This is a genomic window from Microbacterium murale (assembly GCF_014635185.1).
Classification (GTDB): domain Bacteria; phylum Actinomycetota; class Actinomycetes; order Actinomycetales; family Microbacteriaceae; genus Microbacterium; species Microbacterium murale.
On sequence record NZ_BMCM01000002.1, the window covers coordinates 550,241 to 577,173 of the forward strand.

Genomic DNA, 26,933 nt, shown 5'->3' on the forward strand with positions numbered 1-26,933 from the left:
TCGTCAGTCGTGCTGATGGATTCCATGAGCCGCAGAGAGCCAGCGCTACCTCGCAGTGCGGGCTTCAACCAACACGATAGGATTCAGACATCGCTGAAGTGAATCCGGATCACGAGTTGGTGCGGCCTGGTCAGTACATCGCCGTCGCTCAGCGAATCGACCAGGAGGGCAAGCCATGCGATTGTTATTGGTGACCGGCGGGTTCGCCGGCCCCAACCGCCAGCCCTGGCTGATGGACGATCTCGCTGAAGCACTTGTTAACGCGGGACACAGCGTGGACGTCATCGTCGGAGACCCCAAGACGCCGCGCCCCCGAGGCGAGCAGCCTGCCGAAGATCCGCGCATCACATTGTTCAGTGTCGGGCCTTCACGCCCCACGCGTGGCGGGCTTTCACGATTGTTCGGCCATTTCCGTGTAGGTCTTGGCCTGCACACGCACGCGTACTCCTGGGTCGCGCGCCGCCAATACGACCTATGCGTTTTTGCCTCGCCCGCGTCGTTCAGCTGGGGCTTTCCTCGCCGCGTCCGAAAAGCGGGCGTGGTACGCCGAAGCGTATTATTCTTGTGGGATTTCTTTCCGATCCACCAGCTCGAGATCGGGCGGATTAACCTTCCGTGGCTCGGAAGCGTGATGAAAGTCATCGAGCGACGATCCATCGATGCCGCAGACGTCGTCGCCCTCATGAGCCCAGCAAATCGACGATTTTTCTTTTCATACCATCGAGGCGCCAAGAATGCAACGATCGAGGTGCCGCCGTGGGCCTCCTCGAAGCAACTGACAACACGGCCACTACCCGGGCCGCCGCTCAGAGTCATCTTCGGCGGGCAGATAGCCAAAGGACGTGGCATAGACACCCTCGTCGACGCGGCGCTGCTCCTACAAAGTCAGAGTTCGAGTGTGCAGATTCTCGTCGCCGGCGAGGGCCCCGAACGACGTGTACTGGAAGAGAGAGCCGCTGGCCTTGGATTGAGCAACATCGAGTTCCTCGGTGCGCTCCCGCGAGAGGAGTATCGAGACCTTGCTCGAAGCGCCCATGTCGGACTCGCAATCACAGTACCCGGCATCAGCCCGCCCTCGTTCCCATCCAAGATCGTCGAATATTGCAGTCTCGGCATTCCGGTTCTAGTTTGTGTCGAAGCTTCATCCGATGCTGGAGAGTTCGTGATTCAGAATGGGGCTGGCCTGTCTGTTCCGGCCGGTGATCCCGAGGCACTCGCAATCGCCATTCGCAAACTTGAGAGGTCCCTCCACACTGGCGAACTCAAGAAGATGTCAGTTGCAGCGCACGACGTTTTCAACGCCCGCCTAAGCGTGGAGCGAGTCGTGGAACATTTGGATCGAATTGCCCGAGACACCCTTTCCTCTCCACAGATAGAGGCGGATATTGAGCCGTAGCAACACCCCCACAACAATGCGAATCTATGCTCCACTTTTCGTAGCACTTTCATGGTGGACTTTATGCGTCACATTATTTGTATTACCGTGGCCTATACCGTATTACCGCACGAACCTTCTGCTTGTGCTCACCATGATGGGATTTTGCGCCCTTTTTCTCTTTATAGGTTACGTGTGGAGCACGCCTCGATCAACCGTATCGACCCCACTTCCTGAGAAATATCCCAAGGTGATCCTCATTGGAGTTGCCGCTTCAGTGCTGCTTATGTTCCCCGCGATTTCCGCCTACTCAGGCTACTCTCTCACGGACGTTAGCTCTGCACTCGCGGACCAAGGGGCCGCTTTCGAGCAAAGCAGTCAGCGCATCCTCGAAGGAACTGATTCACGCACCGGCTTGCTTTTGGTTCAGTCGCTCCTCGCACCACTTACACTCGTCGCATTGCCGCTGGCAGCGCTCTACTGGTTCGAACGGCGGCGCGGGCTAGTCGTTTTCCTCATTGCCCTCGCAGTTCCCGTTGTAACTAGCATCATGGTTGGACGCGATCAGCAATTGGGATGGGCTCTAATCGTCGTTGGCGCAGCATGGGTAATCTCCCGGTATCGACGTGATATCGGGATCAGGTGGCGCGACATGATCGTACTCGTAGGGAGCGCCGTCATCTTTGCGCTTTTGTTTGCTATGCGTAAGGCAAGTCGCGGGCTTGAGGGAGCCTTTTGCCCTCCTGGGGCAGTGGAATGTTTAGGCATGCGTGAAGAACGCACATTGTTCGACGCTGCGTTCCAATCCATGGCTTCATACATGTCACAGGGCATGGAGGGCCTCGGCCGAGCTTTCGAGACCGAATGGGCATTCGGCGGCGGGCTCGCGCACTCACCAGCTGTGAATGACTTGCTCGCGCGACTGTTCGGTTTCCAGGAGGCACCGTCGGTGTCAGCCCAGCTAGGTGAGGTTGGCTGGTCCGCCACCTGGTACTGGAGCACGGCGATAACTAGCTTCGCGAACGACATTCCCTGGATCCTGATCCCATTTCTCTTCATCCTACAAGGATTGGTTCTTGGGAGTTCTTGGGTGTCGTCGTTGAGGGACGGCGATTTCCTTTCTGTAGGCGTCTTTGTCCTCACATGGCTGGGAGTTTTGTACACACCACAGAACCTTCAACTCGCTGCGAGCGGACCAACCTACATCGGGTACGTAGTGCTATTGCTCGCATACATTTTTCGCGCAGGCCTACGGCAACTCGATAGAGCGCCCAGGGGAGCACGGCGTGCGCCCCGCGCACCTGGCCGGTCCGCCGTTCTACCAAACTAACCGAAACCGATTTCCGGGCGTAACGCAACCCTGACCACTCCCTCAGCAACTGCAGCGTATGACCCGCTGCCCTATTTCCGCAGGATAGCTCCACTCCCTTGCACGCGACCCAGGAGCTGATTCGCGCTACGGCTGTCGTTGTTGGGCGACGGCGTTTCTTTCTGCGGTGGTCGCGTTCAGGATTGCCCTCATGGACCTTGCAGAATCGTCGATTTCAGCTCAGCGCTCTGGACGCATGGCCGACCAAACTGGATTCGATCATGGGATGTGCCGCAAACAGTTGAGTTATCGTTCGTAATGGTGCGCCCGACTGGAGAATGACCGCGAAGAATCGATCGCCCTCCGGTGCCTACCTGCGCCCGGGAGCAATCCGGGCGTAAGACTCGATTCCGCTCCGCCGCTGCAGGGCGATCGCTGCAGTAATCGAGTAGACGACGCTCGCTGTGGCTCCGAGCCAGGCTGTGCCGACCGCACCCGTCTGCGCCCCAATCCACATCCCGAGCGTTGACCACATGACCAGACCTGACAAGGTTAGAAGCAAGGCCGTGCCCTCCAACCCGCATAGCAGCATGAGCTGATTCACCTGTCCAAGCAGCATCACTAGGAATACGCCGATGCTCAAGATCACCATGATCGGCGTTGCCGCCGCAAATTCCACCCCGAAGAGCAAAGTCATGATTGGTGTCGCAAACGCTACCAGGACGAGCAGCGGAACCACGGTTATCGCACCGACTAGAAAGGCGGAGCGGCCCGCGAGGGCGTTCAGGCCTTTAACGTCATCGGCGTAGTAGCGGCGCGCAAACTCGGGCGCGAGGTACGAGATCTGAATGGTCGGAAGCAGAGCGACTATGTTCGCAAGCCGCAATCCTACGGAGTAGTACGAAACCTGACTCAGATCCGCCGTCACCGACAGGACGAACACTGGAGCCCAGACCATGCCGTATGCGAGCGTGGAGGTACCCATCATCGACGCCAGTCGTCTACGGTGCGTCCGGAAGAACTCCGCCGCCGGCACGGAGGAACCATCTTGGTCGATGAGCTTTCGTCTCGACATCGTGACCGCAAGCGGCAAAGACCAGGCCGCTGTCGCCCATGCTCCGATCGTCATAGCGCCCAGCGCACCGTTCAGCGTAATGCCCCCGGGAAGGATGGAGCCGGCACCGGCAATCACGACCGTGGCGATCAGCGGGAGCGAGCCGAGCTCAGCGAATACTCCCGAAGCAAGCATGCCTAGTCCCCGCAGGACAGTTCCTGATAGAACCGAGATGGCCTGTGCCGCGATGCATGTTGCAACAAGCACACCGACCCCAGCGCTCACATGCTCACCGACTAGGAAGTGAATGACTGCAGCGCCCAGTATGAATGCCCCAATTCCCCCGACCATAGACAGGACGAATAGCCGGGCGATATCGGTGCGCGCTGTTCTGGTATCTCCGCCCAACAAGCGAAGCGCTAGATTGTCGGTGCCGAGTCTTCCGACTGTCGCTAGCAGAGCCACGATCGTATAGACGAGAAAGAACGCTCCGGCGAGTTCCGGCCCGAGAAATCTCGCCCCGCTAATGGAGAGAAGGAACGTTGCGAGTAGTGAGACCCCTCGCGCACCTATTGTTCTTGTCGCCCCCGCTGGCACCCTACCGGGGCTGGCCGAACTCGTACCCGGCATCTATGCGGTTCTGATCGAATTGCGCGCATGATGCGTGATCGCGTTGGAGCGGATGAACCCCAAGGCACGATGCGACGTATCGTCAACTGCGTACTCCGCAGGAAGTGGGTACCGAGAGCACTCCCCGATTCGGTCAAGCGTGATTCGAACAGCATCCAGGACAGCATCAGGTTCAATTCCCGCTGTGATGATCGACCCCATGTCCAAGGCCTCCGGGCGTTCGATCGCGTCGCGGAGGGTAACCGCAGGGAACTGCAGAATCGACGACTCTTCACTGATCGTTCCGCTGTCAGAGAGGACCAGCTTCGCATCCTGCTGTAGTCGAATGTAGTCGTTGAATCCGAACGGAGGGTGGAATACGATACCTTCCTTCGAATCGCCATCGAGTTCCTCAAGACGTTTCCGCGTGCGCGGGTGCGTGGATACGAGAATCGGAACTCCGTACGCTGCGCGTAACGCCTGAAGCGACGCAACAGCGCTACGAAGCCTGTCGATGTTGTCGACATTCTCTTCACGGTGAAGGCTGACCAGAAAGTATTGACCCGGCTCGAGATGCTGACGCTCGAGCACATCGCTTGCGGCGATCTGCTGAGAGTTCTGCTCAAGCACCTCTCGCATGGGCGAGCCAGTAAGCAGGATGCGCGAAGGATGAATACCCTCCGCCAGCAGGTTTCGCCGAGCATGTTCTGTGTAGACCAGGTTATAGTCCGATACGTGATCGACCAGCCGACGGTTTGTCTCTTCTGGAACATTTTCATCGAACGATCTATTCCCGGCCTCCATGTGGAAGACGGGCACTTTGAGGCGCTTCGCGATGACCGCGGAGATGCAACTATTGGTGTCGCCCAATACGACAAATGCGTCCGGTGACTCCTTAAGAAGAACGGCCTCGGTCTTTGCGAGGATGCTCCCGAGGGCGGTTCCTAATGAAGAGGTGTCGGCCTCTAGGAAATGGTCCGGGCGGCGCAAACCGAGGTCTTCGAAGAAGACCTCATTCAGTTCGTAGTCGTAGTTCTGACCAGTGTGCACCAGCACATGGTCCGTGTGTCGATCGAGCAACTTTATCGTCGCGGCCAGCCGGATGATCTCTGGTCGAGTTCCCACGACCGTTAGTACCTTGAGTCGTTTCGTCATTTCACACTGCCTCTGCGATAGTGTCGGGCTTCTCTGGATCAAATATTTCATTAGCCCAGAAAGAGGTGTACAGGGTGTCAGTCCCCGTGTTCTGAATCTTGTGCGACCATCCAGTCGGCATGTCAACAGCCCGGGGTTCGTCGCCCCGCACAGCGAACTCGACGACACGGTCTGTGAACATTTTGCGTAAGGAGATCGTCGCCTGCCCGGAAAGCACGGTGAACCTTTCGATCTTACGCCGATGGTAGTGGTCGCCTCTGCTGACGCCGGGCACAGTAGTCGAGAACGATGATTGGCCGGCTCCGCCATGGGAGCGGATGATTTCGAAGAAAGATCCTCGGGCATCCGCATGCCGCGTCAACGTGATCGGGGTCCGCGTGTCGAATGTATATGACCGATAGGTATTGAAAAGGTCTCGCTGGTACGTATCAGAGACATCCGGGATCTCATCCTGCGCGTACGCGCGCGCGATGCCTTCCAGTCTGCTCAGCAGCCCAGACACCGTGTCACGAACTTCGAGCGAAGGCTGCATCGTCAACGGAATGCCCCCCGAAAGTAGGTCCGCGGCGTTCTGGGCATGCAGAAGTTTCAGCTCTTTGTCCTGCACGACCGCGGGGCGCTCACCCGCCGCGAGCATGTGGCAGAACGTCGCGGTCACGGCGTTATAGAACGGACGACCATGCTCACCGAACAGGTTCGGTAGCACGACATCCTCGAACGTCGCACCGACCGCATCAGCGGCACTCCGCACGATCTCCGACGCCCGTAGCTTCGCTTCGCCGTATACCGAACCGTTGATGCTTTGGGTGGAGTTCGCGTAAGAGACTATTGAGGGCGGCTCATCCGCGCGTCTCAACGCTTCAGCGAATTGGGTGGCAAAAAGGACGTTCCCGTCACGCACCTCGTCGTCACTCGCGCGGTTGACCCCGGCTAGATGGACCGCGCGCGCCGAGCCGCTGACTGCTTGTCTAGCGCTGTCGAGATCGTACTCCTGTCCAACGGCGACGGTTGATGCGTCGACACCTTGCTCGCGAAGCGCCAGTCGCGTGTGCCAACCAAGAAAGCCGCGTGCACCGGTCATCGCTACGCGTGTCATGCGGATGCTGTCTCCCAGTCGATTCCGGCCTGGCCGAGTTCTGCTCGCATCTCGGGGAGCGTGAGAAGTAGCTTCTCAACCTCCGAGACACTCATACGGTCAACAGTGTGCGAGTCATAGTCGTCGAACCGGTTCTGCGTGACGTCGCCCTCATCCACATAAACGCTGTAGTTCAGATCTCGGTTGTCAGCAACGATTCGGAAGTATTCATCCATATCTTGCGCACGGGATAGCTCCTCACGCGTTGCGAGTGCCTCGGACAGTTTCTCCGCGTGGCGAGTTCCAATGACCTCAATCTTTGCCTTCGCCTTGAACAAGTTAATAACCGCCTGCGCCAGGTCGCCGATCGTGCACGACTGCGCCTTGCGTACAAAGAGGTCGCCCTGCTGCGCATTCTGGAACGCGAACTCCACCAGGTCGACCGAATTCGCGAGCGACATCATGAAACGAGTCATCTCTGGATTAGTGATGGTCAGGTTCTTGCCCGCTTTTAACTGACGCACGAAGAGCGGGAGGACCGAGCCTCGCGAGTACATCACGTTCCCATATCGCACGCAGGAAACGGTGGTCGAAGCATTCGGGTTATTCAGCCCATGGGACTGCGCGACCTTCTCCATCAGCGCCTTCGACATTCCCATCGCATTGACCGGATACACCGCTTTGTCGGTGCTCAGACAAACGACGGATTTGACTCCATTGTGGTCGGATGCCCTGACGACGTTCTCACTACCCGTCACGTTGGTTCGCACCGCTTCCATCGGGAAGAATTCGCACGACGGAACCTGCTTCAACGCAGCGGCGTGAAACACATAATCGACGTCACGAGTGGCACGCTCGACGCTGTCGTAGTCACGAACATCACCGACATAGAAGCGCAATCGAGGATCACCGATGTCATGCCTCATGAGATCTTGCTTGGCCTCGTCCCTACTAAGGATGCGTATCTCCGCCACGTCCCGCTGCAGCAGTTTCGAGGTGACGGTATGGCCGAAGGAACCTGTTCCTCCGGTGACCAGAATCTTCTTACCTGCGTACGACGTCATGTTCCTCTTCTTCCATAGTCGCGGCGGCCGCCCGGCCCACGCTTGCCATTCGTTTGCCGTTCATCGCGACTCCACGGATCTTTTGATCGCAGCCAAGATCGTTTCGATCGACGTCACCGCGCGTTCCTTAGTCAAGTTCGCGTTGTAGAAATCCCGAGCGCGTTCGCGGAACGCTTCTCTCTCGTCGGATGTCGTCGCATAAGCCAGACGGAAGGCGTCCGCGAGTGAGTCGACATTCTCCGGCTCAGCGACGATGCCGAGCCGATTCTCGACGACCAGGTGCGACACATCTCCCGCTACGGTCGTGATGACCGGAAGCTGATGGGCAAGCCCGGCCTGGAATTTCGACGGGATCGTACCGGCGAAGATGTCCAGCTTCTTGAGCGAGACGATCTGGAAATCGGCTTGCGCATAGACACCCATGATGTCGTCAGGATGCACCTTCCCGAGGAACTCCACCCTCTCTTGCAACCCAAGTTCGTTGGTGAGTTCCTTCAAACGAGCCTCCAGCACGCCAGCCCCCGCGATGAGAAGTCGGAAGTCCTTGAGATCGCCCAGACGAGCTGCTGCTTTGAGCACGGTCTCCAGATCCTGCAGCGCACCGAGGTTGCCCGCGTACAGCAGCGCGAGTCCCGGCCTGTTCCTCTGGGGCGCTGAAGTGGCGCGCTTGGAGTCTCGCGCCCAGTTGTAGACAAGGTGCACGCGATCGGCGGATGCGCCCCGATCCACGAAAAGCTTCTGTGCACTTGGCGCGATCGCGACCACTGCTGCAGCCGACGCGTAGACCTTACGAAGCCAACGAGTTATGGCACGGTCCGCGAATTTTCTGACGGGCCCTGGAAGGAAGCCCGACCCGGTCACTGACTCCGGCCAGATGTCCTGCACGTGATAGAGGTACGGGATACCGAACTTCTTAAACCAGAGATATGCGACGTGAGCGGCGGTGGCCGGAGTGCCATGAACATAGATGACGTCAGCATCCTTCACGAACGACGCGGCAAACCGAGCGGACGATGGGAAGCTCAAGTAGTTCGCTATCCTGCCGATGGCGTTGCTGGAGTGACTTGCGAAGATCGGCACTCGCCGCACGCGCACGGCACCGCGCGACTCGACATGCCTCAATTGCTGACGGTATTCAGGAGGAACTTTACCGGTGTCGTAGTGCGGAAACGCTGTGAGTACTCGAACGGAGTGCCCTCGGCGCGCAAGTTCTTGCGAAAGTTCGTCTGCGATTCGCCCTGGTTTGTCCGGCGGGAAGTACTGCGAGACGATGGCGATCTTCATTCGCCGTCCTTCTTCTCGCCGATGTGCCGCCGAAGGTCACCGTTATGCGCGCTCAACTTATCGTGCTTCTCGAAACGAAGACCGGCCCCGGATACGACAACATTGAAGGTCTTGGCCATGATCTTCACGTCGAGACCGAGACTCACATTACGAACATACGCCAGGTCCATCGCGATCTTCTGATCCCAAGTCAGGGAATTACGGCCCTTCACCTGCGCAAGCCCGGTCATGCCCGGCCGCACATCCATCCGCTTTCGCTGTCCCTCGTCGTAGCGCTCAACCTGGTACTGCAATGCCGGCCTGGGGCCGACGAGCGACATATGTCCGAGGAAGACGTTGAAGAGTTGCGGCAGTTCGTCGATGCTCGTGCGCCGCAGAATTGCGCCGATGCGCGTCACGCGCTGATCGTTGGTTAGCTCGTTGCCCTCTGCGTCGTAGCTGTCCTCGAACGTGAGCATGCTGCGGAACTTGATGATGCGAAATGTCCGCCCGTGGAGGCCGGGGCGATCCTGGAAGAAGAACGCCGGACCTCGCGACGTCACCTTTACCAGAACTGCGCTGACCAGCACCAGAGGTGACAGCAGGATTATGGCGATCGCGCTTCCGAAGAGGTCGAGAAGCCTCTTGCCGAAACGAGCGTAGAAACGCGATTCGGCCATCCGAGATGAAGACGTACCCATATCAGCTGTCTCCCTTGAGATATGTCTCGCGGGCAGCGCGCAACTTCGCGCCCGTACGAGGGAATGCGGCGGAATGATTGTCACGCTGACGTCGCGTGATCCCCTCGAAGTCGTCGACGACGGCGTTCAGCCCTTCGACATAGTCCATGAAGAAGTAGTCCCGCAGATCGTGCCGCTGTCCCTCCAGGACGCCCTCGAGCGCGCCCACGTTCTTGCCGTAGTAGTACTGCTTGTCTCCCAGGACATCCTTGAGCACACTAACGAACGGCGTCCCCACGGAGAGCGCGAGGATCACAGCGTGGTACCGGCTGGAAATGACCAGTTCCGCGTTACGAACGAGCCCGACGGCGTCTTCGATCGGCAGGTAGCCGCGATCGGTGATGTCGAACATCTCGACGCCGTCAAGACGCTCCGCGAGGAGTTGCCCCTGATCAACGCCGCCGTGGCCAAGATTGAACGGGACGAAGACGATCCGAAGCCCATGATCATCCGCCATCCGCTGCGCGAACCGCTCAAAATGTGAGAAGTTGTCCGCGATGAAATCGGTCGGGAGGTAAGTCTCGATCAAGACATATCTGTCTGCCTGCAGCTCCCGCTTCGGCGCGAGCCGTTCGTCGATGAAGAGCAGATCATCCGGCAGAGTATGGATTCGATCTGGGTGGACGCCTGCCTGGTTCAACCAGTGCGGCGAAAGAATCGTGTCTCTCGCACCGAAGCTAGCATTTGGCAGCGACCCGAAGAAACTCGCAAAGAACTCCGTGTCGCCGCGAAAGGGCCCGTAACCGTTCGCGGTGAAGACGACCGGAATGTTCATCGTCGCGGCGACGAGTGCCGGTGCGATGATCTGAACCAATCGCTCGATACGGTGGGGCTGGGTCCACAGCGAGTTGAAGTAGCCGCCGCCATTGACGTACAGCGTGTCCATGTCTGCCACCGCCGCAGTCACTTCGTCGATGTTCTCGATCTCACGAAGGATCTCCATCGGAGTCAGATACCGAGTATCCCGCCCCTCTGAGAACGCGCCGACCCGCAATCTGACCTCAACGAGCCGCACCTGGCGATTCTCGAAATAGTCGTCGCAGATCTTCTCGACGAACGCCTTGTCGTAGACGAAGATCGTGGTGTCGTGCGCGTCGAGGGTGTAAACGTTGTTGACGAGCATCGCGTAGTCGCCGAAATTGACATCCGAGTACGGGCCTGTGAATCCGATCACTGCGGCAATCTTCCTTTCACACGACGGGCCTGATCGCCCACCGCATCTTTCATGGGGAACGTCGAGATCGTCTCGTCGACGACGACCGTGTCGTCGACGGCGAAATGCAATCCGAGCGGCCGACGAACGCGGACAGTTCGCCAACCCAACTGATGAGGCGCGTTGAAGTCTTTCGTCGGGTTGTCGCCGAAATAGACGAATTCAATCTCTCGTCCGGCGAATTTCGATTCGATGAGACGGAACGCGTTCTCGCTGGGTTTCGTCCATCCCGGGCCATGTTCGCCGGTCACGACGATGTTGTCGAGGACATCGTCGAGGTTCAGAGCCCGAAGTTTCCGCCGTTGTCCCTCTGCAAATCCATCTGTGACCACACCGGTTCCGACGGCGTCATCAGGGAGATTCCGCAAGTAGTACAGGGCATCGGGCTGGAGCGCGATCGCGGGGTCATGGTTGCGGTACTCCTCGATGAAAACTCGAGTCGCTTCTGGAGGGAGCGAGAAGTGCGCCGCCACGAGGTCGAAGGTGTTGCCGCGAGTGCCGTGCTCGAACAGTGACCATGCATGTTCGCCGACGCCATCAACCCCAAAGTGGGATCGAGAAACGTCTCCGATGTGCATGAACCCGCTGCGTACGTAGTCTCGCTCGAGGTAGAGCGTGTCATCGAGATCGAAGACATAGACCCGATCAACCATCGATGCTCCGCACGTCGAATCCCGACACGATGACCTCGGTGTCGTAGCGCAGAAGCAGCGTGCCCGCGTCCCAGTCCAACTCCTCGACTTGCTCACCTCGTCCATCTCTGAGGAGTGCGTCGAAGAAGTTGGCGCCCGCCAGATGGGCGAGAGGGTAGCCGCCACCGAATCGTGGATTGATCTCGATGATGTTGATCTCACCAGTCTTCGGTTCGTAAAACACCTGCACGTTGAGTGCGCCGTACGCACCAGGCAACTGACTCGCGACGCTACGCGCCACATCGATCACAGCGGGATAATCGACGGTGACTCCCTTGGAAACCTCGCCTCCGCGTACCTCAATGCGCCGGCGCGGAACGATGGCGAGCACACGCCCATCTCGCCCGACCGCGAAGTCGACGGTCACTTCGAATCCCGGGGCCTTTGACTGCACGATGTAGCTCTCATCGAGGCCGTCGATGTCCAGCATGTCGACCGAGTCCGCGATCACCACGCCGATGCCGGAAGAGCCCGAGCGCGGTTTGGCGACCACAGGCCCTTGAAGGCTCCCCTCCGGCAGGTCGGTCACCTCGAAGGTGTCGACGGTGGGGAGGCCCCGTTCCCTCAGCCATCTGTACAGGGACCATTTGTCCCAGCCCAATCGGGTCACCTCGGGAGTCGACACCCAGACGTCAATCCCGTGCTCTGTAAAGGTGTCCCGATGATTCGCGTATACCTCGATCTCGGGGTCGATCGTCGGAATGATCACGCCGACATCGTGCCTGACGGCGATCTCCAAAGTCCGCGAGATGAATTCGGGATCTCTGACAGGCGGAACCTGCTCGAACTCATCTGCCAATCGTCCTGCCGCTGAAAGCAGCGACACGTCTGTCGCGACCACTCGGGAATGCTCATCGCGCAACGGCTGCTGCTGCAGGAGCTTTACCAACGATCCCCGACGCCCAGCACTCGACAGCAGCCAGGCTGACCTATCGTTGTCCACTCTCGTCACCGCGCCGTCAGGAAGCCGCGAATTGTCGTGAGCACACGCGCCCGGTGTTCACCGCTCAACGCCGAACCGCTCGGTAACGTCAGCCCACGCTCGAAAAGCGACTCCGACGTGCCGTCGATCTCCCCCCGGAATGACTCGAACACAGGCTGTTTGTGCATCGGCTTCCACAAGGGTCGGCTCTCGATGTTCGACTCAGAGAGAACCGCGGTCAGGTCGCGCGGCGCCCAGCCCGCGGTCGACTCGTCGATGATGATCGACGTCAGCCACACGTTATCGGCCTCGTCGCCCTCGGCGCCGAACACCTCGACTCCGTCGATGTCGGCGAAGAGCTGCTTATAGAACTCACGCATTTCCCGACGCTTCGCGATCATCTCGTCGAGACGCGACAATTGCGCTCGCCCGAGCGCTGCCAGCAGATTGCTCATGCGGTAGTTGTACCCGACGTCGGTGTGCTCGTAGTGAACGACAGGTTGCCGGGCCTGAGTAGCCAAATAACGCACGTGCTTCGCAAACAATTCGTCGTCCGTGAGCAGCATGCCCCCGCCAGACGTCGTCATGATCTTGTTGCCGTTGAACGAGACGACCGATGCGCGGCCGAAACTGCCCGCGGCCCTGCCTGAGTGCGTGGCTCCCAGAGATTCCGCGGCATCAGAAAGCACCGGCACGTCGAACTCGTCGGCGATCGCGAGAATCGACGTGTAGTCGACGGCTTTACCGAGCAGGTCGACGGGGACGATTGCGGCAACGGTCTCGTTCGCCGCACGCAACGAGACAAGCGCGTCGCGCAGGAGTTCGGGATTCATGTTGCCGGTCGCAGAATCGGCATCAATAAAATACGGCTCGGCGCCGGTATACACGATCGCGTTCGCTGTCGCAGCGAAAGTCATGGTCGACGTGACCACGATATCGCCAGGCTTGACGCCCAACGTCAACAAGCCGAGGTGCAGTGCTGCCGTACCAGAGCTCAATGCGACGCCGTATGCCACACCGACGCGGTCGGCGAGTTCACGCTCGAACGCGTCAACGTCCGGTCCGAGCGGAGCGATCCACCCCGAGCGCATCGCCCCGACCACGGCATCCTCCTCGAGCTGCCCCACATCGGGGGAAGACATGTAGATGCGTTCACTCATTTTGGGCTCTCCGTGTTGCTCAGACGCAAAGGCTGGATGATGGCCGTGTCGTTGTTTCGGGGTTCCGACACCATTCGTGCCTCCCAGCCCGCCTTATCAAGGCGCTCCGGCGAGATCGGATCGGCGGTCGTGTGGGAAACCTTAGGGTGGAACGGACGCTCGAGATCTTCGCGGTTACCGACGAGTACCTCGTGCAGCTTTTCCCCGTGCCGCAGCCCGGTGAACACGATCTCGATGTTCTTGCCCGACATCGCGATCATGCGTTTGGCCACCTCAAGGATCGATACCGGCTCACCCATGTCGAGAATCAGCACCTCCCCGGTTCGCCCAATACCGCCGGCCTGGATCACGAGTTGGCATGCCTCAGGAATCGTCATGAAATAGCGAGTGACGTCAGGGTGCGTGACAGTCAGCGGTCCGCCGGCCTCGATCAGCGCCTTGAACGTCGGAAGCATTGAACCGCGGCTGCCGATCACGTTACCGAAGCGTACCGAGAGGTAGCGCATACCGGTCTGCTCCCCCGCCCAGGCCGTGAGCTTCTCAGCAACACGCTTCGAGTGCCCCAGCACGCTCGTCGGGTTCGCAGCCTTGTCGGTCGAGATGTTCACGAATGTGTCCACCCCAACAGACCGCGCAGCCTGCAGCACGTTGAGTGTGCCGAGCACGTTGGTCTTCCACGCTTCGTCTGGGTACTGCTCGAGCATGGGCAGGTGCTTCAGCGCTGCGGCGTGAAACACGACCTCCGGGCGGCGAGAAGCGAAGATCTCGTTGAGTGTCTCGCCCTCGCGGATGTCGGCGAGCACAACGTCTTTGGTGTCGAGAAGACCGTGACCAGAGGTGCCCAACTGTGCGAGCTGGAGGCCCGTCTCATCACGGTCGAGCATGATCAGTTCACTAGGGCCGTACTTCGCGAGTTGCCGGCACAACTCGGAGCCGATCGAGCCACCGGCACCGGTGATGAGCACTCGACGGCCGGTAACGTAGCCGGCGATGAGTTCGACGTTCGTGTCGACGGGGTGGCGACCGATCAGGTCTTCGATGCTGATGTCGCGCACGTCAGCTGCCGATTCCTCGCCGCTCACCAGGTTGGAAAGAGTGGGAGTCACCGAGACAGTCAGGCCAGCAGATGCGGCGGCGTCGGTGAGGCGGCGAAGAAGGGAGCTGTCGGCACGGCCGATCGCGATGACAGCTGTAGTCGCACCGGTGCGCTCGGCCGCTGCGGCGATCTGGCTGGTGCGGCCGATCACCGGCACACCGCGCAGTCTCAAGTTTTTCTTCGCCGGGTCGTCGTCGAGAATGCCGACGGCGCGGATCGGCGACGTGGGGTCTGTGGTGATGTTGTGCAGCAGCGTGTCGCCCAGGTAACCGGCACCGATTATCAGTGCGGGCTCCGCGGCATCGCCGGGCTTACGGTTACGTTCGATCAAGAGGCGGGCAAGATAACGCACGCCGAACATCAGCAGCAGCACGAAGGGGAAAGCGAGTATGACAGTACCGCGCGGGATGTTGACGATCGGCCCGACTGTCATGACGATGATGGCCAAGACGAAAGCCTGCGCGGTGACAGCAAGCCCAAGAGTACGCACTTCTTCGAACGAGCCGTATGTGAACCGGCCCCGGTAGAACGCGAGGAAGTAACCGACGACAACCTGCAGTCCGGCGGCGATGAGCGCAAGCACCAACGTCGCGATCCAGCCGCGCACCGACGGTTCGAACTCGAACCGCAAGACAACCGCGGCCAAGATGCCGACGATCCACGCCAGACTGTCGACGATGGCTGCGGCCATACGTCGCCGACGTTGCGCGACAGACACGATCGTGATCGATCCGGTATCTGTTCGCACGCCGCCGCTGTCTGCTGAATTCACCCTTATTGCCCCCCACCAAATACAGCACCCCTGCTGCGCGTCAGCCGGGCTCCTCGAGTCCATTCAGCTGATTGCTAATTCCTTTACATCGTGACACACAACTGTGCATCGACCGTGCACTGCTTCTCTGCATTACCCACATCAGATTTGTACGCGCCGATCAGCCTTCGAACAGGCCGCCGCCGTCATTCGGTTCCGTACCAGGGTCAGTTCCTGGGTCAACTCCCGGGTCGGTTCCGGGGTCCGTCCCAGGATCTGTCGTGCCGGGATCGGTTTCCCCTGGATCCGGCGTCGGCGTCACCGGTTGCTGATTGTTCTGCGACTGTTCACGCTCTTGTTCCTCAATCACTCGCACGCGCAGGTCTTCTTCGCGGAGAGCGAGCACGGCGTCGCGGAAGGTCTTGAGCACCGACGTGGCTGAAGTGCCCGTCAGAGGAGTCGCCGCTACCGCGGCGGCGGCAGTGGTGACGGCATCCCTGAACTCCTGACCCGCGACCGGAAACGCGTCGTTCTGAGTCGTCGCATACGCGGTGAGGCTGCCGGCGAAAGCCGCGAGCTGACCCGTGTACGCGGTGTTCAGCGCTTCGATCGCGGTACGAGCCGTGCGCAGTTCGTCGGAAGCTTCATCCACGATGGTCGATGCTTCTTGCACCTTGTTGATCGCATCCGCCACACTCGTGAGCGAATCTTCATCAACGGCGCCGCGTTCGTACGACGCGGGCACGGGCGGAACAGTCGCCTGATCGAGCGCTGTTCGATAGGCGTCGACCGCCTGAACCGCCGCAGCGAGAGCAGCGGGATCAGCCGTCTCTACGTGATCGGCGGTCGCAGCCAGTTCCGCGAGTGCGGCGCGGACGAGCTCAGAATCCTTGAGTCCCGTCGCAATGCTCTCTTCGAGTCGCGCCGTCGACGCGGCGAGAGAATTCTCCGCACCCGCCAGCGACGCTTCGTCTGCGGCCAGCACCTCGACCGCGTCGGATGCCGGATCAGCACTCGCGACCTGCACTCCGGTGAACACGGCCGTCGCTGCGACCACGACGACGGCTACTGCCCCGACGATCGTGTTGACCCAGTCGATGCGTCGGTGACCGCGGTGCTTCTTGGGCTTCTTGTTCTTCTGAGAAGAGACGAAGATGACCGACGGCGAGCTGTTCACGACGGCCGAGTCGACCAGATTGACGAGCCTGACGGCGTCCGCTCCTTCGGCATGCGGACGAGATTCTTCGCGGGGGCGCCCCACGAGCGCCTCGAGCAGCGGGTCTGTCCGCGGCGAATCGCCCACGGCGCGCGCGGGCAGATCGAGATCGGGCATCTCGTTGCTCGAAGACATAGAACCCACCGTTCTGGAGGCGCGCCAAGGGCGGCCGTGTATTGGACTACTCTCTGTAAGGATACCCGGCGGCCGCCGACGACATTCGAAGACTGGAGAGCGATGACCGCGCAGGACTATGTGCGTCTTCTGCGACGCAACCTCGTCCTGATCATCTCGCTGACCCTGATCGGCCTCAGCATCGGCGTGCTGATCGCACTCACGACGCCCGCCCGGTACACGACGTCGACACGCCTGCTCGTGTCGGCACAGGCCGGCGACACGGCGACACCCGCCGAACTCAACCTCGCGCGCGGATACGCCCAGCAGGCCGTCACCAGTTATGTCGACATCATCCCGAGTTCACTCGTGCTGCAGCCCGTCATCGACGACCTCGGCCTCGATTCCACCGTCGCACAGTTGTCATCCAAGGTCAGCGCAACGGCATCCACGACGAGCACCGCGATCACCCTCACCGTCGCCGACCACAATCCGGCTCAGGCCGCACGCCTCGCGAACGCGATCGGCGACAGCTTCACCACCGTCGTCGCAGAGCAGCTCGAACGCCCGGTCGACGCGCGGCCCAGCCTTGTGCGCATCGACACGCTCGAAGCCGCCTCAGTGCCGATCTCGCCCGCCGCGCCGAACATTCCGCTCACGGTGTCACTCGGCGCGTTGCTCGGGCTCGCCGCCGGCATCGGCATCGGCGTGCTGCGCTCGGTGCTCGACAACCGGGTTCGCACGATCGAGGATGTCGAACGTGCGGTATCCGCACCGATGCTGGGTGGCATCGCTCTCGACCCTGAAGCGAAGAAGCGGCCTCTGGTGGTGGCCGCCGATGCGCGCGATCCCCGCGCAGAGGCTTTCCGCTCGCTGCGCACGAACGTGAAGTTCCTCGACCTCGGCGAAGGGTCGATGGCGTTGACCGTCACCAGCGCCGGCCCTGGCGAGGGAAAGTCGACCACGACCGCCAACCTGGCCATCACCTTCGCCGAGTCGGGCGCTCGCGTCGCGCTCATCGACGCCGACCTGCGGCTGCCGCGCATCGCCGACTACTTCTCGATCGAGGGAGGCGTCGGATTGACCGAGGTGCTCATCGGGCGCGCTACAGCAAGCGAAACCCTGCAGCACTGGGGGCGCGGTGCGCTGTTCATCCTGCCGGCCGGCACCATTCCACCGAACCCAGCAGAGCTGCTCGGCTCGAGCGCGATGACCGCGCTGCTCAACGACCTGAAGGCGGCCTTCGACATCATCCTCATCGACTCGCCCCCGGTGGGCCTGGTGACGGATGCTGCGGTGCTGGCCCGTCAGACCCAGGGAGCGATCCTCGTCACGGCATCCGGAAAGACCCGCGCAGGTCGACTCTCTGACGCTGAGTCGACCATCGAGAAGGTCGGAGCGAAGGTTCTCGGAACCGTCGTGACGATGCTGCCGACCAGGGGTGCCGACCGAACGGCCTACGGCGTGTACGGCGGCTGACGCGCGCGTGACATGACGCGTTGGCCATGTGGGCCGCCGTTGCGCGGCAAATGCCTGTGGAACAATGACTGAAGCTTTCGTAAGACACTGACAACCAACCCAAGGGGACCAGACGCGTGGATCTTCGCGACTACATACGCATCCTGCACAAGAACTGGATCATCATTCTGGTGCTGCTGCTCGTCGGCCTTGCCGGTGGTGCCGCGTATGCCTTCACTCAGGCCCCGAAGTACGTGGCCTCCACGCAGCTCTACGTGTCGGTGCGCACCGAAGGCGCCGCGACCGGCGACCTCGTGCAGGGCACGACCTTCGCGCGTCAGATGGTCACCAGTTACGTCGACGTGATCGGCACGGCCCTCGTGCTCGACCCGGTGATCGAAGAACTCGACCTCGACACATCGGCATCCGCGCTCGCGGCACGCATCACGGCGACCACCGCGCTCAACACGGTGCTGATCGACATCACCGTCACCGACACCGACCCCGCGCTCGCCGCCAAGATCGCCGATGCGACCGCGACGAGCTTCGCGTCAGTGGTGCAGAACGACCTCGAGCGTCCTGACACCGAGGGCGGGGCCAGCCCCGTGCAGATCACCATCACCGACCCGGCGGCCGAGCCGACCACGCCGACGAGCCCAAACATACCGCTGCTCATCGTGCTGGGCGGGCTGCTCGGCCTCGCCGCGGGCATTGCCGTCGCGGTGCTGCGCAGCGTGCTCGACACGCGCATCCACGCACTGCATGATCTCGAACTCATCACCGACAAGCCGATGCTCGGCGGCATCGCCTACGATCCCGACGCGCAGAAGCGCCCGCTGATCGTGCACGCCGACCCGCGCAGCCCCCGCGCCGAGTCGTTCCGTTCGCTGCGCACGAACCTGCAGTTCCTCGACATCGATTCCGGCTCACGCACCTTCGTCATCTCGAGCGCCGGACCGGGCGAGGGCAAGTCGACCACGACCGCGAACCTCGCCATCGCCCTGGCCGAGACCGGTGCACGCGTCGCGCTGATCGACGGTGACCTTCGGCTCCCCCGCGTCGCGGATTACATGGGCATCGAGGGCGGCGTCGGTCTCACCAGTGTGCTCATCGGCCAGGTCGGCGTCTCGGATGCGCTGCAGAAGTGGGGCGCGAACGAACTCTATGTGCTTCCCAGTGGCCCGGTGCCGCCGAACCCGAGCGAGATGCTGGGATCCGCAGCCATGGATCGCCTGCTCACGCCGCTGGAGGAGTACTTCGACTACATCCTCATCGACGCTCCCCCGCTGCTGCTCGTCACCGACGCCGCAGTCATCGGCAAGAAGACGCGTGGTGTCATCCTCACCGCGGCATCCGGCAAGACTCGCAAGCCCGAGCTCTCCGGCGCGATCCGCACACTCGAGACCGCAGGCGTCAACCTGCTCGGCATCGTCGTGACGATGCTGCCGACCAAGGGTCCAGACAGCTACGGCTACGGCTCGTACACCTACGGGTCGACGAGCGAGCACGATCAGGATCCGGTGCAGCTCACGCAGGCCGAGGCTAAGCCGCGGGTGCGCGCGCGGGTGAAGACCAAGGGGTAGTTCGGCGTTTCGGGGCCGCCGGCATCCCGGCATCCGTTCGGCGCTCCGCAACCCGCTTCCCATATCGGTCGAGATGGACGTCGCGCAGTTCGGGGAGATTCAGAGTTCCCGCACGCGTTCACGGTTCTGGCCCTCGAACGCATGAGCCATCGCGCCAAGGCCTTCAGAGGTGAGACCGTAGCCCGCCCCCACTTCACGCCAGCGTGACGTGGCGCGCTCGACCTCGCGAAGGAGTTCGATGCCCTGCGCGCGCGTGAGCCGGAATGCGTCGGCCGCATCGAAAAGGTTGCGGATGTCGCGGCGTGCAGGATCATCCACGTCCGAGATCGGTGTGGATTCCACTGCTCCGTGCCGGTAGAACGGATTGATATCGAAGGCCGGGGAGAGCTGCCAGCCTGACTTGGACCGGAGCATCCCATGGTTTCGCATGTGGTCGTCGACGTTGTTGATCAACAGCGACACGGCGGCGCGGCGAAACAGTTCAGCGGTGTCCCCGGCGATGCTGCTCTCTCGGCCCACAGCCTCGGCGAGATCGACATAGGTGCGTAGCTCGCCGGGGCTCTTGTCCAGCAGACTGTCCGCACTGAGGTAGCCGATGCGCTGTCCGGCGCCGGATGTTTCGTGTATTCGATCGAACCTGTCCAGCACCAGCACCGAACGATCTCCGACGCGGATCAACTCGAAGGTGGGCACCGTGATGCCGGCGTCCCTTGACAGGTGCAGCGCCGTGGCTTCCCAGGCCATCGCGTCCCCGAAGTCCGCGTCTCGCGGAAGCTTTGCCAACGCGATTGATCCATCCTCCCTGAGCACGTTCGTCTTCGGCCTCGCGCCTCCCGCCGAGGTGCCGGCAGCCAGCAGTTCTGCGGTGTCGTCCGAAATCTCCTCTCCGTGTTCGAACGCCTGTGCGGCGGCGATGAGCGTGTCCAGCTCCATCAGCGTGGGCGTACGACTGAGAGGTGCCGCGGCAACATGTCCAGCATCAGCGTCTTCGATCAGGCGGTAGCGCAGAGCGCCTTGCCGAGTGGCATCGGGCACTGCGGCGAGGATCTCGACCTCACTCGCACGGGAGGGGACCGCACCCGCCCGCTGTGCACGCCGCCGTCGGGAGGCATCGATCAATCGGCGCCCCCACAGATCCGGCTGGCTGTCGGCGAGGCCTGCGAGCATCGCTCTGCTGCCCGAAGGAGAGAAGGTCCCCGGTGTGAGCGGAAGCGACGGTGCGAGCGGATAAGCGCTGGGCGAGACGAGGTAGTTGGGTGCGTATGAGAACGAAACGGTGCCCGCCCGGCCCCCGCCACGACCGCGGCCGCGCCCGCCGATGTCTTCGATCGTGCCGGCCGGCACGACGCTTCCGCTCGGCAGCTGCACATCGACCCAGAGCTTCATAGCCTCACCCGCTCGGGAAGTCCGTCCTCGAGCAGAGCACGGCCGCGTACGGATGTGGAGGGGTCGGTGGCATCAAGCACCCCACGCTCCAGGCCCAGCACTTCGAGCACGGCGAAGAGGTTCTCGAAGCGGACACTGCCTTCACCGTTCTCGATATTGCGCAGTGTGCCGCGAGTGATGCCGGCGCGCTGCGCAACGATCTCGGTGGTCAGACGTTGTGCTTTGCGCCACACGCGGAGGTTCTCTCCGAGTTCCCGCATGCGCCGCGCGCGCTCCGGTCCTGATTGAGCCATGAAAACACTCCCCTCAACACTTAGTGGTTGCTGCAGTGACCGCAATAGCTGTTAGTGAGCAGTATAGCTGTCGTTACCGCGTACTTGCCACGATCCACGAGAGCGTGCCCAGCATCGCTCGATCACGGCCCGCAGGCTCTCAAACCCAGGAGGCCGGCACGAGCGAAGCGCGATTGCTCGAAGCTTCGTGCTGCGCCGCCGATTAGGCACCTCCGCGCGTCTTACGCCAATCTGAGATCATCGCGTCGATGTCGCTGGGCCAGTACGCGCAATTCGTCTAGTTTGCACCGGAACCGCCGCAGTCGGTACCGGCCTGTTTCCCCGAGGAGATCGAATGTCACGCAGGTCCCGTTTGCGCGCGATGAGCATCGTCAGCTTCTCCGTCGTCGTGCTGACGATCACCGGATGCACTCCCGAGACACCACCGCTTGACCTCTCGGAGAAGGTCGAGCCAGCGTGGTCGGTGAATCTCGACGCGGTCTCAAGTTCTCCTACCGTCGTCGACAACACAGTGCTCGTGTACGAGATGCGCGGTAACAACGTGTTCACACTCGCCAGCTACTCGGCCAAGGACGGATCAGAGCTCTGGTCACACGAGGCCAGCACCGGCAACGTCACTCAGAGCGCGTACCTCGCGCCAACTGTCGTCGAGACGGCAGACGGCACACCACTCATCGGAATGATCACTCCGCCCGTGGAGAACGATGATCGCTGGGAACACACACTTCAGCTGCTGGACCCTGGCACCGGAGACCTGGTCGCTGAATCACCCAAGCTCTGGGCCTCAGGTCGGCTGTACTCCTGTGACGGTGCGCTCTGCGTTGGCTCATGGGACTACGAGACCGAGTCGAGCATCACCGCGCGGCTCGCACTCGACGACGGGTTCGAGAGCAGCAAGGACCTGGACGCGAGGTTCTTCGACGACATCCCCTCACGCTCGCTGGACGACGACTTGCACATTTCTATCGCAGCAGACGGTAAGCCGCTCGAGTTCATCGTGACCGATGGCGACGAGATCCTGTCCAGGACACCGGCAGAGGAGATCCTCCCCGACTACGAAGGTGCCGCTATGGACCTTCTCGGAAGCGGCAGGCTCACGGCGGATGGTGATGTCATCGTCGCGAACGTGTCACCGCAGTCTCGTCAGGACACCGAGGAGGCATTCGCCAGCGTGGATGACATCGTCACTGTCGGCTTCGAGCGCGCCACCGGTGAGATGCTGTGGAAGCGCGACGGCTATATCTTCTGCGCGATCGCTGGCAGCGTGTTCTGCACCGGGGAAGACGCCGGGTACCGGGTTGAGGAGGGTGCGGGAAACGATGCGTGGGCTTTCGAGACCGGCGGCGCTGGCGAACTCGTCCGGCTTGATCCCCTGACCGGCGACGAAGAGTGGAGTTATAAGTCCGATGATCTGGCCCTGGACAGCTCGGCCAGCGGCATTCACCCGAAGGGCACTTTTGTGTTCAACGACGCGGGTGTTTCGACGATGATCTCTCTGGATACGGGCGAGACTGAGCCGCTGAAGAATGGTGATTTCCTGGCGTGCTCAGAGGAAAAGACGTTCCTCGCCCCGGAACGCTCGATCCCTGAGCGCGGACTGGTGCTCTATGACAACGCAGGCGTGACTATCGGCTGCGGTCCCAGCGGTGAGATCACGGACCCGGCCGAGTTCACCACCGGAGTCGTGACGAGCGGAGCACAGGCATGGCTGCCACGCGGCACCGCCCGCGAGGACTCCGACCAGTTCTACGCTCTTCAGACGAAGGATCAGCTCGTGGGTTACGACCTCTCGAAGTAACACTGTCCGAGCCGGCCGGTAGCCTGACGCGAGGAGCGATCACGCTGGTCGCGGGACGGCACACGGTGGCACCGGTGGAGATCCAAGAGTCCGTAGACGGCATCGTCGAGAGCGAGCGCGAGTGGCTCTACGAGCACGCGGCCGACGGCTCAGCGCGTTTCGTGCTGGGAGAAGCCGGGCAGAACCCGCTCGTGTGCGTCGGGATCAACCCGAGCACAGCTGTCCCCAACGCGCCGGACCCGACGATCAAGCGGGTGCGCAGGTTCGCCGCCGACAACGGCTATGACGGCTGGACGATGCTCAACGTCTACCCGCAGATCGCGACGGACCCGAAGGACATCGATCGCGAGCACCGCGCGCACCTGAAAGCCGAGAACGAGCAGCACATCACCAGACTCGTCAGCGACCGGCCCGTCACGCTGCTGGCGGCATGGGGCGGACTCGTCACGTCACGGCCGTACTTGCCGGCCTTGCTGCGGGACATCCTCGAGATCACGACAGCAGCCGGCTGCGACTGGGTGTCGCTCGGAGCGCCGACCAAGTACGGCCATCCGCGGCATCCACTGTACGTGCGCGGGGACACTCTGTTGCAGTCGTTTGACACAGGCGAGTACCTTCGCGCGTCGTTCTGAGCTTCGGCCAGAAAGACCTTGACGATCTCGGCGACCTGGCTGCACAGCGCATGGCGCTGACTCTGCTGCTTTCGTTGCGGGACGGCAACGTCGTGAGTGAGCCTCTGAGCGAGCGTGCGGAACAGCTGATCTCTCCGACTGCATGAAGGTGTACTTCGAGCCGGTCGGAGGACAGAAGCCGCGCGTTGTCCGCCCGCTCAGCTGGTGGGAGCGCCCCGGAAGACCACCTTGTGGTACAGCACGAAGCGGATCAGCACCACGATCACGATGCTGATGAGGTTCACGATGTTGAGTGCCAGCGCGCCCGTCGCGTGCCCGACGATGGCCTCCAGCGCCACGACGCCCAGCCACACGAGGACTGCCCCCAACAAGGTGCAGACACCGTTCGTGACGAGGAAGAGCACCAGCTCTGAGACGCGGCCGCGGCGGGCGCGGTGCCGGAACGTCCACTCGCGGTTGCCGATGTAGGCGTTGATCAACGCGACGAGCGAGGCGACGACTTTGGAGAGTACCGGGTCCCAGCCCCAGACGAACACGAGCAGGTTGAACACCGCGATCTCGATGATCGTGCTGAGTGCACCGACGACGAGGAAGCGACTTCCCACGCCGGCGAGGCGGCGCAGTCGGGCAGGGATCTTCACTCGACTAGGCTACTTCGTGCGCGTACTCTCGCCGCACACGCCCGCCGAGGAACCTCTTTGACCTTCTCTCATCTCGCCATCGTCATGCCGGCCTACAACGAAGCCGAAGGCATCCGAGGCTTCATCGACGAGATCCGCGACCACGTCTCTCCGCTCGCCGCACGCGTCACGTTCGTCATCGCCGACGACCGCTCGACAGACGACACCGCCCACGTCTTCGACGACGTGGCAGACGTCGACGTGCAGACACAGCCCGCCAACCGCGGCCACGGCCCCACGGCGCTGGCCGCATATCGCGCGGGCCTCGCATCCGACCCCGATCTGCTCGTGCACGTCGACGGGGACGGACAGTTCCTCGGCGCCGACTTCGTGCGCCTCATCACCGCGGCAGAGTCCACCGGCGCCGATGTCGTACACGGCGTGCGCGACGGACGCACCGACCCCTGGTACCGCAAGGTGCTCACCGGGGCTGTCGGGCTACTGATCGCCGCAGCATCCGGCCGTCGCATTCCCGACGTCAACACTCCCCTGCGCGCCTACCGTCCGTCTGCTCTGCAGGCTCAGGTGGATGCCGTGCCCGCCGACGCGAGCGTGCCGCACGTGCACTTCTCGCTCGCCGAGGCACGCGGCGGCTTCACCGTTCGCTATGTGCGCGTGGCCAGCATCCCGCGCCGCGGCGAATCGACGAGTGGCACCATGTGGGGCCGCGCCGCTAACCTGCGCCTGCCGCCCAAGCGTCTGCGCCAGTTCGCGATCGCCGCGCTGCAGGAGGTGTGGACGCTGTCGCTGCGTCCGTCGGCACCGCTGCGCAGCATCCGCCGACCCGGGTCTTCCTCCTGAGATGATCAGGGCGCGTTCCATCGTCTTCTGGGTGCTGGCCGCGGCGCTGCTGGTCGGGCACGTGCTCGTCGCGTGGCAGAGCCTGACGGTCTGGCGGTTCTGGGAAGACGAGGCGTTCAACCTCACCGTGCCGCGCAACCTGCTCGCCGGTCTCGGCTACGCGAGCGACGGTGCGCTCTCGGGGTCGACGATCACCCTGTTCGATGCGCGTATCTCGACCGGTCCCGCCGTGCTGCTGCCCGTCGCCGCTGTGCTCGCGACCGGCATCGACCCGGTCATCGGCGCGCGGCTGGTGCCGCTCGCGTACTGGGTGCTGCTGCTTGCAGGCCTGTGGATGATCGGACGCCGTATCGGTGGACGCTGGGCCGCCCTCGTCGCCGTCGCCGTGCCGCTCGCGTTCACCACATCGGCCACGGTCTCGCCGATTCAGGGTCCGGCTGATCTGCTCGGCGAGATCCCCGCCGCGGCGCTGCTCGTGTGGGCGCTCGTCGTGCTGCCGAGGCGCGCATGGCTCGCGGGGCTGCTGGTCGGACTCGCCGTGCAGGCGAAACTCATCGCACTGCTCGCGCTGCCCGCGTTCGCCGTGGCACTGTTCCTGCTCGCTCCGGGGACGGGGCGCGCGCGCGTTCTCGCGTTCTTGCGACGGTCGTGGGTGCCGGTGGTGTTCCTGGCCCTGCCGACGTTCCTGTTCGAACTCGCGGCCCTGATCACGTTCGGCTTCAGCGGATTCGTCGACCACCTGCGTGCGCTGCTCGGATTCGTGCGCAGCGGCGGCCAGCCCGGCGAGCCGACGACCGTGGTGCAGAAGATCACGACACTCGCGGAGTCGTGGTCGGTGCCGGTGTGGGTCGCGCTCGTCGTCGCGGTGGTGTCGGTGGTGCTGATCGTCGGCGGGCTGTGGGTTTCGCGGGGGTCTGTTTCTTCTGACGTTCTCGTCTACCTTGGCGCCGCCGCGGTCGGCGCTCTCGCGTTCGTCGGCTGGTGGGCGACCGCGTCGCACCTGCCGCTGTGGGTGCGGCATCCGGCCCCCGGCGTGTTCGCGTTCTTCCCGATCCTCGCCGCCGGTGCGGTGTGGGGTGCCCAGCGGATGCTGCGCCGGCCTGCGCTGCGTATCGTCTCGGTGGTCGCGGTGGGAGTCGTGATTTTGGGGCTCGGCGCGGGGGCTGTCGTGCACTCGGTCGCTGCGACACAGCCGCCGTGGCTCACGCTCGAGACGCAGCGCGCGGCCGTCGCACCGCTTCAGGAATGGGTCGAGGAGAACGACGTCGCATGGCTCGCGGCCGAGCCCTGGGGCGCCGCGGTCGCTCCGGTCGTGATGACCGGCGCGCACGTCGGACTGTTCGACGCCGCCGCAATGGCGGACGTGCCGCGCCTCACTGGGGCGGAATGCGCTACCGAGGTGCTCGCGGACGGTGGGCTGTTCCGGATCTGCGCTGCGCCCTAGGGAAACTCTGCGCTGTGCCGTAGGGGGCGTGGCATCGCAGCATCCGCTCG

Annotated in this window: 22 protein-coding genes; 7 read left to right on the plus strand and 15 right to left on the minus strand. The window is 62.3% G+C overall.

The genetic code is table 11. The annotated features are described in order from the left end of the window. The first annotated feature begins 175 nt into the window (after window positions 1–175). Complete coding sequence (locus IEV67_RS09020) at window positions 176–1,396, plus strand: glycosyltransferase family 4 protein (protein WP_188436230.1); 1,221 nt, start codon at window positions 176–178, stop codon at window positions 1,394–1,396. A gap of 1,658 nt (window positions 1,397–3,054) precedes the next feature. Here IEV67_RS09020 and IEV67_RS09025 read toward each other — a convergent pair. The 12 genes from IEV67_RS09025 to IEV67_RS09075 form a co-directional block, all read right to left on the minus strand. Continuing rightward, window positions 3,055–3,933 carry a lipopolysaccharide biosynthesis protein gene (locus IEV67_RS09025; protein WP_188436231.1) on the minus strand — a complete coding sequence of 293 codons (879 nt, stop codon included), beginning with the start codon at window positions 3,931–3,933 and terminating at the stop codon, window positions 3,055–3,057. Window positions 3,934–4,368: 435 nt separating this feature from the next. Then, window positions 4,369–5,502, minus strand: coding sequence for a non-hydrolyzing UDP-N-acetylglucosamine 2-epimerase (gene wecB / locus IEV67_RS09030; protein ID WP_188436232.1), 1,134 nt, complete (start codon window positions 5,500–5,502; stop codon window positions 4,369–4,371). A 1-nt stretch (window position 5,503) separates the two neighbouring features. After that, window positions 5,504–6,583 carry a polysaccharide biosynthesis C-terminal domain-containing protein gene (locus IEV67_RS09035; RefSeq protein WP_229702930.1) on the minus strand — a complete coding sequence of 360 codons (1,080 nt, stop codon included), beginning with the start codon at window positions 6,581–6,583 and terminating at the stop codon, window positions 5,504–5,506. A gap of 11 nt (window positions 6,584–6,594) precedes the next feature. Continuing rightward, complete coding sequence (locus tag IEV67_RS09040) at window positions 6,595–7,641, minus strand: polysaccharide biosynthesis protein (protein ID WP_188436234.1); 1,047 nt, start codon at window positions 7,639–7,641, stop codon at window positions 6,595–6,597. Window positions 7,642–7,701: 60 nt separating this feature from the next. Continuing rightward, complete coding sequence (locus tag IEV67_RS09045) at window positions 7,702–8,925, minus strand: glycosyltransferase family 4 protein (protein ID WP_188436235.1); 1,224 nt, start codon at window positions 8,923–8,925, stop codon at window positions 7,702–7,704. Next, window positions 8,922–9,584 carry a sugar transferase gene (locus tag IEV67_RS09050; protein ID WP_188436236.1) on the minus strand — a complete coding sequence of 221 codons (663 nt, stop codon included), beginning with the start codon at window positions 9,582–9,584 and terminating at the stop codon, window positions 8,922–8,924. The genes IEV67_RS09045 and IEV67_RS09050 overlap by 4 nt, the downstream gene beginning before the upstream one ends. Before the next feature lie 22 nt (window positions 9,585–9,606). Next, window positions 9,607–10,818, minus strand: a complete 1,212-nt coding sequence (locus IEV67_RS09055; RefSeq protein WP_268238582.1) for a polysaccharide pyruvyl transferase family protein — start codon at window positions 10,816–10,818, stop codon at window positions 9,607–9,609. Further along, the gene (locus IEV67_RS18975; RefSeq protein WP_229702932.1) at window positions 10,815–11,510 is read right to left on the minus strand and encodes an HAD family hydrolase; all 696 of its coding nucleotides are present in this window, start codon (window positions 11,508–11,510) and stop codon (window positions 10,815–10,817) included. The genes IEV67_RS09055 and IEV67_RS18975 overlap by 4 nt, the downstream gene beginning before the upstream one ends. After that, window positions 11,503–12,501, minus strand: coding sequence for an ATP-grasp domain-containing protein (locus IEV67_RS09060; protein WP_373284461.1), 999 nt, complete (start codon window positions 12,499–12,501; stop codon window positions 11,503–11,505). The genes IEV67_RS18975 and IEV67_RS09060 overlap by 8 nt, the downstream gene beginning before the upstream one ends. Next, window positions 12,498–13,631: a DegT/DnrJ/EryC1/StrS family aminotransferase gene (locus IEV67_RS09065; protein WP_188436239.1), complete on the minus strand. Its 1,134-nt coding sequence runs from the start codon at window positions 13,629–13,631 to the stop codon at window positions 12,498–12,500. The genes IEV67_RS09060 and IEV67_RS09065 overlap by 4 nt, the downstream gene beginning before the upstream one ends. Beyond that, window positions 13,628–15,418: a polysaccharide biosynthesis protein gene (locus tag IEV67_RS09070; protein WP_188436240.1), complete on the minus strand. Its 1,791-nt coding sequence runs from the start codon at window positions 15,416–15,418 to the stop codon at window positions 13,628–13,630. The genes IEV67_RS09065 and IEV67_RS09070 overlap by 4 nt, the downstream gene beginning before the upstream one ends. Window positions 15,419–15,659: 241 nt before the next feature. Beyond that, window positions 15,660–16,829 carry a hypothetical protein gene (locus IEV67_RS09075; protein WP_188436361.1) on the minus strand — a complete coding sequence of 390 codons (1,170 nt, stop codon included), beginning with the start codon at window positions 16,827–16,829 and terminating at the stop codon, window positions 15,660–15,662. Window positions 16,830–16,931: 102 nt separating this feature from the next. On the opposite strand from IEV67_RS09075, the gene IEV67_RS09080 reads away from it, so the two are divergent. Then, window positions 16,932–18,287, plus strand: a complete 1,356-nt coding sequence (locus IEV67_RS09080; RefSeq protein WP_188436241.1) for a tyrosine-protein kinase domain-containing protein — start codon at window positions 16,932–16,934, stop codon at window positions 18,285–18,287. 116 nt (window positions 18,288–18,403) lie between these two features. After that, window positions 18,404–19,849, plus strand: a complete 1,446-nt coding sequence (locus IEV67_RS09085; protein WP_188436242.1) for a tyrosine-protein kinase domain-containing protein — start codon at window positions 18,404–18,406, stop codon at window positions 19,847–19,849. Window positions 19,850–19,948: 99 nt separating this feature from the next. Here the strand turns inward: IEV67_RS09085 and IEV67_RS09090 are convergent, their stop codons facing one another. Together IEV67_RS09090 and IEV67_RS09095 are read right to left on the minus strand one after the other, a co-directional pair. Next, a complete protein-coding gene (locus IEV67_RS09090) occupies window positions 19,949–21,235 on the minus strand; it encodes a type II toxin-antitoxin system HipA family toxin (RefSeq protein WP_188436243.1) in 1,287 nt (428 codons plus the stop codon). Continuing rightward, window positions 21,232–21,528, minus strand: coding sequence for a helix-turn-helix domain-containing protein (locus IEV67_RS09095; protein ID WP_033105015.1), 297 nt, complete (start codon window positions 21,526–21,528; stop codon window positions 21,232–21,234). The genes IEV67_RS09090 and IEV67_RS09095 overlap by 4 nt, the downstream gene beginning before the upstream one ends. A gap of 334 nt (window positions 21,529–21,862) precedes the next feature. Here IEV67_RS09095 and IEV67_RS09100 point away from each other — a divergent pair, with 334 nt between their 5' ends. Together IEV67_RS09100 and IEV67_RS09105 are read left to right on the plus strand one after the other, a co-directional pair. Continuing rightward, window positions 21,863–23,326 carry an outer membrane protein assembly factor BamB family protein gene (locus tag IEV67_RS09100; RefSeq protein WP_188436244.1) on the plus strand — a complete coding sequence of 488 codons (1,464 nt, stop codon included), beginning with the start codon at window positions 21,863–21,865 and terminating at the stop codon, window positions 23,324–23,326. Between the two features lie 74 nt (window positions 23,327–23,400). Further along, window positions 23,401–23,958 (plus strand): DUF1643 domain-containing protein, encoded by a 558-nt coding sequence (locus tag IEV67_RS09105; protein WP_188436245.1) that lies wholly within the window; start codon window positions 23,401–23,403, stop codon window positions 23,956–23,958. Window positions 23,959–24,155: 197 nt separating this feature from the next. Here the strand turns inward: IEV67_RS09105 and IEV67_RS09110 are convergent, their stop codons facing one another. Further along, window positions 24,156–24,599: a GtrA family protein gene (locus tag IEV67_RS09110; RefSeq protein WP_188436246.1), complete on the minus strand. Its 444-nt coding sequence runs from the start codon at window positions 24,597–24,599 to the stop codon at window positions 24,156–24,158. Window positions 24,600–24,656: 57 nt separating this feature from the next. Here IEV67_RS09110 and IEV67_RS09115 point away from each other — a divergent pair, with 57 nt between their 5' ends. Both IEV67_RS09115 and IEV67_RS09120 read left to right on the plus strand, forming a co-directional pair. Then, a complete protein-coding gene (locus tag IEV67_RS09115; protein ID WP_188436247.1) occupies window positions 24,657–25,439 on the plus strand; it encodes a glycosyltransferase family 2 protein in 783 nt (260 codons plus the stop codon). Between the two features lies 1 nt (window position 25,440). Then, the gene (locus IEV67_RS09120) at window positions 25,441–26,883 is read left to right on the plus strand and encodes a glycosyltransferase family protein (protein WP_188436248.1); all 1,443 of its coding nucleotides are present in this window, start codon (window positions 25,441–25,443) and stop codon (window positions 26,881–26,883) included. The last annotated feature ends 50 nt before the right edge of the window (window positions 26,884–26,933 follow it).

Bases quoted from the DNA above. Each gene is read 5' to 3' on its own strand.
- IEV67_RS09020 (WP_188436230.1), top strand. From the start codon at position 176: ATGCGATTGTTATTGGTGACCGGCGGGTTCGCCGGCCCCAACCGCCAG.
- IEV67_RS09025 (WP_188436231.1), bottom strand. From the start codon at position 3,933: ATGCTTGCTTCGGGAGTATTCGCTGAGCTCGGCTCGCTCCCGCTGATC.
- wecB (WP_188436232.1), bottom strand. From the start codon at position 5,502: ATGACGAAACGACTCAAGGTACTAACGGTCGTGGGAACTCGACCAGAG.
- IEV67_RS09035 (WP_229702930.1), bottom strand. From the start codon at position 6,583: ATGACCGGTGCACGCGGCTTTCTTGGTTGGCACACGCGACTGGCGCTT.
- IEV67_RS09040 (WP_188436234.1), bottom strand. From the start codon at position 7,641: ATGACGTCGTACGCAGGTAAGAAGATTCTGGTCACCGGAGGAACAGGT.
- IEV67_RS09045 (WP_188436235.1), bottom strand. From the start codon at position 8,925: ATGAAGATCGCCATCGTCTCGCAGTACTTCCCGCCGGACAAACCAGGG.
- IEV67_RS09050 (WP_188436236.1), bottom strand. From the start codon at position 9,584: ATGGCCGAATCGCGTTTCTACGCTCGTTTCGGCAAGAGGCTTCTCGAC.
- IEV67_RS18975 (WP_229702932.1), bottom strand. From the start codon at position 11,510: ATGGTTGATCGGGTCTATGTCTTCGATCTCGATGACACGCTCTACCTC.
- IEV67_RS09065 (WP_188436239.1), bottom strand. From the start codon at position 13,631: ATGAGTGAACGCATCTACATGTCTTCCCCCGATGTGGGGCAGCTCGAG.
- IEV67_RS09070 (WP_188436240.1), bottom strand. From the start codon at position 15,418: ATGGCCGCAGCCATCGTCGACAGTCTGGCGTGGATCGTCGGCATCTTG.
- IEV67_RS09075 (WP_188436361.1), bottom strand. From the start codon at position 16,829: ATGTCTTCGAGCAACGAGATGCCCGATCTCGATCTGCCCGCGCGCGCC.
- IEV67_RS09080 (WP_188436241.1), top strand. From the start codon at position 16,932: ATGACCGCGCAGGACTATGTGCGTCTTCTGCGACGCAACCTCGTCCTG.
- IEV67_RS09090 (WP_188436243.1), bottom strand. From the start codon at position 21,235: ATGAAGCTCTGGGTCGATGTGCAGCTGCCGAGCGGAAGCGTCGTGCCG.
- IEV67_RS09095 (WP_033105015.1), bottom strand. From the start codon at position 21,528: ATGGCTCAATCAGGACCGGAGCGCGCGCGGCGCATGCGGGAACTCGGA.
- IEV67_RS09100 (WP_188436244.1), top strand. From the start codon at position 21,863: ATGTCACGCAGGTCCCGTTTGCGCGCGATGAGCATCGTCAGCTTCTCC.
- IEV67_RS09120 (WP_188436248.1), top strand. From the start codon at position 25,441: ATGATCAGGGCGCGTTCCATCGTCTTCTGGGTGCTGGCCGCGGCGCTG.